The 7,873-nt window shown below is 42.8% G+C and carries 5 protein-coding genes and 1 pseudogene; 2 read left to right on the forward strand and 4 right to left on the reverse strand.

Features of this window, described 5'->3' with window-relative positions; genetic code table 11:
* Positions 1-4,052 (forward strand): nSTAND1 domain-containing NTPase (locus F6K37_RS27000; RefSeq protein WP_287253441.1); only part of this gene is annotated, 4,052 nt, incomplete at its 5' end.
* A 99-nt stretch (positions 4,053-4,151) separates the two neighbouring features.
* On the forward strand, positions 4,152-5,564 hold the full coding sequence (locus F6K37_RS27005; protein WP_287253442.1) for a hypothetical protein: 1,413 nt from the start codon (positions 4,152-4,154) through the stop codon (positions 5,562-5,564).
* A 333-nt stretch (positions 5,565-5,897) separates the two neighbouring features.
* Here F6K37_RS27005 and F6K37_RS27010 read toward each other — a convergent pair whose 3' ends face one another.
* The 4 genes and pseudogenes from F6K37_RS27010 to F6K37_RS27025 form a co-directional block, all read right to left on the reverse strand.
* Positions 5,898-6,638: a class I SAM-dependent methyltransferase gene (locus tag F6K37_RS27010; protein ID WP_071107153.1), complete on the reverse strand. Its 741-nt coding sequence runs from the start codon at positions 6,636-6,638 to the stop codon at positions 5,898-5,900.
* 11 nt (positions 6,639-6,649) lie between these two features.
* Positions 6,650-6,832, reverse strand: coding sequence for a hypothetical protein (locus tag F6K37_RS27015; RefSeq protein ID WP_287253444.1), 183 nt, complete (start codon positions 6,830-6,832; stop codon positions 6,650-6,652).
* Positions 6,833-6,980: 148 nt separating this feature from the next.
* Positions 6,981-7,325: pseudogene (locus F6K37_RS27020) on the reverse strand (XisI protein).
* Entirely contained in the window at positions 7,316-7,723 is a 408-nt protein-coding gene (locus F6K37_RS27025) for a XisH family protein (protein ID WP_287253445.1), read from the reverse strand. Before F6K37_RS27025 ends, F6K37_RS27020 begins: the two are co-directional and overlap by 10 nt.
* Positions 7,724-7,873: the final 150 nt, after the last annotated feature.

Genomic DNA, 7,873 nt, shown 5'->3' on the forward strand with positions numbered 1-7,873 from the left:
GCTGTTTTGCTGGTGCTTTTAAATGGTCGAATACCAGGGATTTACTCACATCGCCAGAAGTCATTCACCAAGAGCGTTATGACCGTTTTATTACTGACCCGGCATGGCAAATCATTACGTCCTCAGCCTCGGATCAAAAGGCTTTAGATAACTTTAATTTAGATAGCGAACGCGGTAAAATCGGCAATCATTCCCCTTTTGCTAGTGCATTATTAGAAGCCCTAGAAGGTGCAGGAGATATCTATCCTCCTGCCACGAATGGCAAACCGGCTGGAGATGGGGTCATTACAGCCACAAAATTATATTTATATTTACGGGATCGAGTCGAAATTCCCACAGAAAAATGCCGTCTGCGCCAAACCCCTGGTATTTGGTGTTTAAACAAGCACGATAAAGGCGAGTATATCTTTCTGTCTCCAGGGCATGAACTTAATTTACCCCCCGCACCACCATTAGATGAGTCGAAAAATCCCTATCGCGGTTTAAACTCCTTTGACGAGGAACACAGTCAACTATTTTTTGGTAGAACATTACTAGTAGAAAAGTTACAGGATTTTGTCAAGACTCATCCCTTAACTGTGGTCTTAGGTGCTTCCGGTTCGGGGAAATCGAGTTTGGTTAAAGCCGGATTAATTCCCCAGTTGAAACAGGAAAATACCGATAAATGGTCGATAGTGTCACCAATTCGTCCCGGAGAAACCCCCTTCCAAGCTCTCAATAATGCCCTGGTTGAGGCCGGATTACCAAAAGTCGAGTTACAAAACCCACAAAAAACTCTCACTCAAAGTATTGCGGTTTGGGTTAAAAACAATCCCAAATCCAAGTTATTAATCTTTATTGACCAAAGCGAAGAAATCATTACACTCTGTCAAGATGAGCAGGAGCGGCAGGAATTTTTTCAACAGATACTGGCAGCAATTCATGGCTATCGGGAGCAATTACGAGTAGTATTAAGCCTACGTTCTGATTTTGAACCCCAAATCCGAGATGCGGGCTTAACGTTGGCACCGGAAGTACTAAATCAATTGGGAAGCACGGTGCTGAAAAATCGTTGGCAAAGTGGACGATTTATTGTACCAGCCATGACACGAGGGGAACTAAGGGAAGCGATAGAAAAACCGGCTCAAGCACGGGTGATGTATTTTCAACCCCACGAATTAGTAGACAAATTAATTGATGAAGTGGCGGATATGCCGGGAGCATTACCCCTGCTGTCTTTTGCCTTGAGTGAACTGTATCTCAAGTATTTAAGGCGACAACGGCAGGCACAATACGGGGGTATTACTATTGACCGGGCATTGACTCAAGCCGATTATATGGAATTGGGGGGAGTAATGCGATCGCTAACTCAAAGGGCGGATGAGGAGTATCAGAAGCTAGTTCAAGAAAATCCCGCTTATGACCAAGTGATCCGTCATGTGATGCTGCGGATGCTGGCACTAGGTGGGGGTGAGTTAGCCCGTAGGCAAGTACCTTTATCGGAATTGGAATATCCGCCTCAGAAAAATGATTTAGTTAAGGAAGTAATTAAGCGTTTTAGCACAGCACGGTTATTAGTAGAAGGACAAGATGCTGAGGGGAATCCCTATGTAGAACCAGCCCATGATGCTTTAGTGCGGGGATGGCAAAGATTGCTGGGATGGAAGCAAGAGGAGGAGGAAAGCCTACTTCTGCAACGGCGGTTGACTCCGGCGGCACAGGAGTGGGAAAGCCAGCAGAGGGCAAGGTTTCTTTGGCATACTAACCCACGTCTAGATTTGTTGAAAAAGGTACTCAATTCTGAGCATAACTGGCTTAACCAAGTAGAAGCTGAGTTTGTGCGGCGTAGCGTCCGGCGAAAAAACTTTAATACTCGTCGGAATTGGGGTGTTGCGATCGCAGTCATGCTGGGGTTAGCTACAGGTTTAGTATTCTCCTTAATTGGTCAGAAAGATGCCCTGATCGGTCAAATTAAGGCTTCTCAGCAAGCCGCCGAAGCCAACTTTGAATTAGGTCAAGATTTAGAAGCTTTGCTTGCCAGTTTACGGGCAGCAAAATCTCTTCAAGATTGGCCGGGATACTTATCCTTATTCAAGCCAGACAGTAAGCTTCAACCTCAAGTGTTACAAACTTTGCGAAAGGTATTCTATTTAACTAGAGAATATCAGCGCAGAGAAATGCCTCAAGGTTTTAAGAAGATGTTTTTTAAGCCTGATGGTACCTTAATGATTGCTACAGCAGAGGATGGTACTGTCCGCTTACAAGACTTCAAAGGCACACCACTACCCAAAGTATTTTCAGGACATGAGGGTCAAGTAGAACTTGATGTTAGTCCGGATAGTCGCTTATTAGCAACAACTGACCAGCAAGGGACTTTTCGCCTGTGGAACTTAGAAGGAAAACAGGAAGAGCCACGTCAGCTTACAGACTGTATTTCAGGGTTTACAGATACTGATGTAGGTCTATTTCCTACTGGTTTCGGTGTATCTGACAGAGGGATAAGTTTCAGTCCTGATAGCAAGAAGCTTCTAGCCTATTTACAAAGGGTAACGAAGAAGGGCAATTCCAGTACTATCTGCCTGTGGGAAACGGGAGATAAACCGAAGCTATTGAAACAAGAAGTCAATTTCCATAGTATTAGCTTTAACTCCAAGAACCAGCTAGTAGTAGCTAACCAATTTGGCAATACCCTCAGCTTGTCGGACTACAGGAGTGGTAATCAGTTGGCAGAGTTTAAAAATTTTCATCAGATACTATCGGGAAATCTGGTTTTTAGTCCTATTAGTCCTAATGGTGAATACTTAGCAGGATGGTTTGGACCAGATGAAAGAATTGCTTACTTTGGTAGTTTAAATAGCGAAGATTGGAATGAGTTTAAACCCATAAGGAGAGCTGGCAGTATCATTTTTGATACCGAAGGTCGTCTGATTATTGGGCAAGAGGGTGAGGGTATTATTAGTGTTTATGATGAGCCATATAAGAGTTATGACTCTTTGTCAGACGCCTTGGAATTTGAACTGAAAGGGCATCAAGGTGGTATTCGTGAGGTTATTTCTAGCTCGTCTAAGGGCAGACAACTTGCTAGTTTAGGTGATGACAATACTCTGGTCTGGTGGAAACTAGATCAGAAGCCATTAGAGGAGTTAGAGCTAATTCCGAACTTAGAAAGTATCAGCATCAGCCCCGATGGTAAGCAACTAGCTGTTGTCGGAAGTGATGACACTATTCGTCTGTTGGATTTGAAGGGTAAGGAGTTGAAGCGATTTCCCGATCTTAAAACAACAATAAGGCAAATCAGTTTTAGCCCTGATGGTACACAATTGGCTGGAGTTGGTAAAGATAATAGGATTCGCTTATTGGATTTGAATGGCAATGAGTTGTATAAATCTTCTAAAAAATTTAATAAAACAATTACCCAGCTTATTTTTAGCAATAATGGTGAAGATTTAATTGTTATTGAGGAGTTTGATGACTATAATCAAACTCTCCATCGGTTGAATTTGAACAATAAAAGCTGGGAAAAAAAATCTGAGCTATTCTTGGGTGAAATCGCTTTTAGCTCCGATGGCAAGCTGTTAGTGGCGCAGAATGCTTTCGAGGATCACTATGTAGAGAGAGGTAATATCTTTTTAAAAGAATTGGAGTCTGGTAAGGAATTAGTTAAGTTTAAGGGTGCTAATCTCAGCTTTGATAGTATCGGTTTTAGTACCCAGGGTCGCTTAGTCGTTAGTGCCGAGCGGCCTTATTTGGAGTATAATGGTTCTAATACGGAAGAAAAGGATTATACCTATGTATGGGATATGTCAGGAAAATTATTGACTGCTTTTAAAGATGGGCATCAAAGTAACGTTAATCAAAGTAGAGTCAAAAAAAGTAGAGTCAAAAGTATAAGTCTTAGTGCTGATGGCAGTTTATTAGCCACTCTTGACATATCCGGAACTGCCAAGTTATGGCGTATAGGAGGATTAAATGAACTAATAGTAAAGGGTTGTGATTGGGTGCGAGACTATCTTAGTAACCCCAATGTTGATGAGAGCGATCGCAATCTCTGCAAAAATGTACCCCCTCTTTAATCATTTGGCGTATATAGGGTTTATAAATGAGATGAAACAGCCCTACCCTTATTAAGGGGGACCAACGGGGGATCTCAATCAGGCATTAACAAAACTGAAATGCGACATTGGAAAGTATTATCCCGATTTATTCTGTTCATCCTCTCAGCAGTGATCGTACTGCTGAGTTCTGCCCTACCCAATAGTCTTCTTGCCTCCCAAGCTGCTAGTCCTCTTGCCCAAGTACGCATCAAGACCGAAACCGTAGTAGGTCAGCAGGATTTTTTCCGAGTTGGCAAATCCCACAAAGGTCGTTGGTGGTTCATTGACCCCGATGGCAAACCCTTCCTTTACCGGGGTGTCACCTCCGTCAACTTTGGCTATCCTGCTCCCTATGTTCCGGTTGTCGAGAATAAATATGGTCAAGACCCGGCTGCATTTCGGGAAGCTACCTTTGAGCGGCTGCGGAGCTGGAATTTTAATGCCCTAGGAGCATGGACACCACCTCAATTGTGGGATCAGGGTATGCCCTACACGGTTATACTAAATTTCGTCAAAGCTGCTCCAGACAGCGAACTTAGGGTTGATGATAAGAAGCTCAAGTTACCCGATGTGTTTGATCCAAAATGGATTGAAGGGATTGATGCTAAAGCTAAGGAAATCGTAGCACCGGTGGCAACTAGTAAGCTGCTAGTGGGATATTTTACTGACAATGAACTTAATTGGGCACACGCCGAAACACCAGACCGAAAGGTTAACCCAGAGTTGTTGCTCACCAATCTCGCCAAGGCATCCTTACTACAATTTTGCCTTAGCCTCAATCCAGAAAAACCTGCCTATAGTGCTGCCTGGGATTTTGTGTTAAAGCGCCATGGTAATAGTCTAGAGCAGTTAGCTAAAGATTGGCAGGTCCCAATTGAATCTAGAGACACGATTAAAGCATGGACTAAAACAAAACAAGGGATTGTTTCTAAAGGCTACTTAGTCGATCAGAATGGGTTTCAAGCAGAATTTGCTCGACGCTATTTTCAGGAAACTGCAGCAGCAATTCACCGCTATGACCACAACCATTTAATCCTGGGATGTAGGTTTGGGGCACCTCCTTCTGATGCAGTATTTTCCGCTATCAAAAGACCTTGGGTAGATGTTGTATCTGCTAACAATTATCGCTACAACATGTATGAGCGGATAGACCTATACTACCAAGCTACAAAATTGCCAGTGCTCAACAGTGAGTTTAGTTGGGGACACACCAGGTTTACTCAACGAGCCTTACCCGATGAACCAGAAGACGGCTTTTCCGAAAGGTCACGGATGATGCGTAATGGCGCTAAGTCCTTAGCCAGGGCTTTGACTCATCCCGCTTTTGTTGGTTATACCTGGTATCGTTGGGTAGATTTGCCCGGTCATACACCCCCGATTAGTTTTGGTTTGGTCACTATTGAGGATGATCCCAATCTCTCCCATACAACCTTACTGAAGCGATTGAATGCTAGAGCGGATGCGATCGCAACTACTGGTTTAGGCCGGTAACTAGACCTGTTGCAAATCCCTATATCTTTGGCAGTAAAGGTAAATCCATAACGTTTAACGTAAGCATTCAGCCGTCAGCCGTCAGCCGTCAGCCGTCAGCTTTGTGGCACAGGCTTCTAGTTTGTGCCACAGCCTTCGACGCTGTGACATAACTCAGCATTATTCGAATGCTGACCTGTTTGATTCAAAAGCCCCTCAAGTAGCACCATCCGTAGCGCATTAGCTGATAGCTGATAACTTATAGCTGATAGCTGATAGCTGATAACTTATAGCTGATAACTTATAGCTGATAACTTATAGCTGATAGCTGATAGCTGATAGCTGACTGCTTAACTACTTACTTGCTGTAATAAAAACAAAACGGTCAGGAAATTCAAGGATAGATTGTTGAGCATATTTTTCTGAGATTTCTGCTAAACCTTCCTCTAACTGTTGATCATCAAAGAATGAAAGTAAGGACATATAGCGATTCTCTACCATTTTCAAGTATTGCTCTTTAGGAATTGACTGAAGATATTCAACAAAATCAACTGAAACGTTGAAGCCGACTTTTTCTAGTAAACTAGTGAGGTCGTTATAGTTAGGCTGCCCTCTTTCATATCGCTCTAAAGCTGCCTTGAATAAAGGATACTCAATAGTTGGAGGCAGAAGTATCAGCAAAAACATTCCTCCACTAGTTAGCTTTTGAAACAAACTACTAAATAGTAATTCTTTATTATCTATATGATGAATTGCTTCCTTCATATAGACCTTATTATAACCTGAGGTTTCAGATACAAAAGTAATCGCATCTACTGCTCTAATTTGGTATTGGGGGCTTAAGGGTATTTGTGAGAGCATCTCTTCAGAAGGATCGACGCATATAATCGGATTATCTAACTGTATTTCCTTAGGAATTGCTTGGGTAAAAAGCCCTGTGCCACAGCCTAAATCTACAAGACTATCTGTTGAGGTCAAGCGTAAATATTCACTAATTTTTAACCCCATAAATCTAATGTAGTCTTCTGAGTAACTCCACAAATCATCATAGATACTCCCGATTCTTTTATAGTGTTTTTGATTTGAGCTACTCATGGCTTTAATTCCTATTCTTCTTTATGATTATCAATATAGCGGTTTTCAATTGGTGAAGTACATGTTTTTAGGGAACAGGGAACAGGAAAAAAATCCTGTAGAATAGGCATCTTGCCTGTGTGGAATAGGCATCTTGCCTGTTCGGCGATGTTTTGGGGCGGGCAGGATGCCCACTCTACCGGTGGAATAGGCATCTTGCCTGTTCGGCGATGTTTTGGGGCGGGCAGGATGCCCACTCTACCGGTGGAATAGGCATCTTGCCTGTTCGGCGATGTTTTGGGGCGGGCAGGATGCCCACTCTACTCCTATTGATTGAAAGATTCAGCAACGCCCGAAGTCTAGTTAATCAACGGCAAACTCTGTGTATTGGCGCATGTTGGGGGAGTGGAAGCCAAGGACAATATCCTCAGCTGGAACACCGAGTTCAAGCAATTGGGTAGCAATTCCAATTTCGGTGCCATCATGCTCAATCCAGATTTTACCATTTTTGATATCTAAGTGGAGGCTACATCCGTGGGTGCGACGGTTATCCTTCCAGCCAGTGTGCAGCAACAGATAATGATCTCGTTCTGTGTCCAAAACCGCCTGGGCTTCGATTTATGGGAAGGTGGGCTTACGATTGGCTCGTTCTAGCAGTAATTCCTGAATCCACTGACGATATTGTTCTACAGATTCTTCTACACCCATTGCCGAATAACCTCGTGAGTTTGGTCATAGATAAGTAAGTTGATTTGAGTCTTATCAATTACTGATCGTACAAAGCGTCGCTGGAAGAAAGATTGGTAAATTGTTTCAGGAATAGCAAGGTAAAGATTACGTTGAGAATCAACTTCATTTAGGGCAAATTGATAGTTGATGCATTGCCCAAGGGCAGTATGAAAATCGGAGACAAGGGATCGACCAATAAAGCTTTTGATTTCCACAGCAATTTTTTCTCCTGCTCGTTCCGCAGCGATTAGCTCTTCAGCAAGATCAATTTCAAAATCCACTTCTCCAACACTCAACTGATAAGGATCGGCAGTAATTACCCAGTTCTCTTTTTCTAGGGCAGTTCTCACTGCATTGTGGAAACGATCCTTTGCCATGAGATTTTAAAAGAAATAGGAACCTTTTCTGGTAAGATTATATGCTAGATCGAATGTATTGATCATGCGATCGCACCAGCAAACCTTACTTTTAAATAGTTCACCGGTCTAGTGGTATATCCTCATACAGGAGGCTAGATAATGGCATTT

It is taken from the genome of Moorena sp. SIO4E2 (assembly GCF_010671945.1).
Lineage (GTDB): Bacteria > Cyanobacteriota > Cyanobacteriia > Cyanobacteriales > Coleofasciculaceae > Moorena > Moorena producens.

What these genes read in the sequence shown, in the direction of transcription:
- F6K37_RS27005 (WP_287253442.1), top strand. Translation starts at nt 4,152, where the DNA reads ATGCGACATTGGAAAGTATTATCCCGATTTATTCTGTTCATCCTCTCA.
- F6K37_RS27010 (WP_071107153.1), bottom strand. Translation starts at nt 6,638, where the DNA reads ATGAGTAGCTCAAATCAAAAACACTATAAAAGAATCGGGAGTATCTAT.
- F6K37_RS27015 (WP_287253444.1), bottom strand. Translation starts at nt 6,832, where the DNA reads ATGCCTATTCCACCGGTAGAGTGGGCATCCTGCCCGCCCCAAAACATC.
- F6K37_RS27025 (WP_287253445.1), bottom strand. Translation starts at nt 7,723, where the DNA reads ATGGCAAAGGATCGTTTCCACAATGCAGTGAGAACTGCCCTAGAAAAA.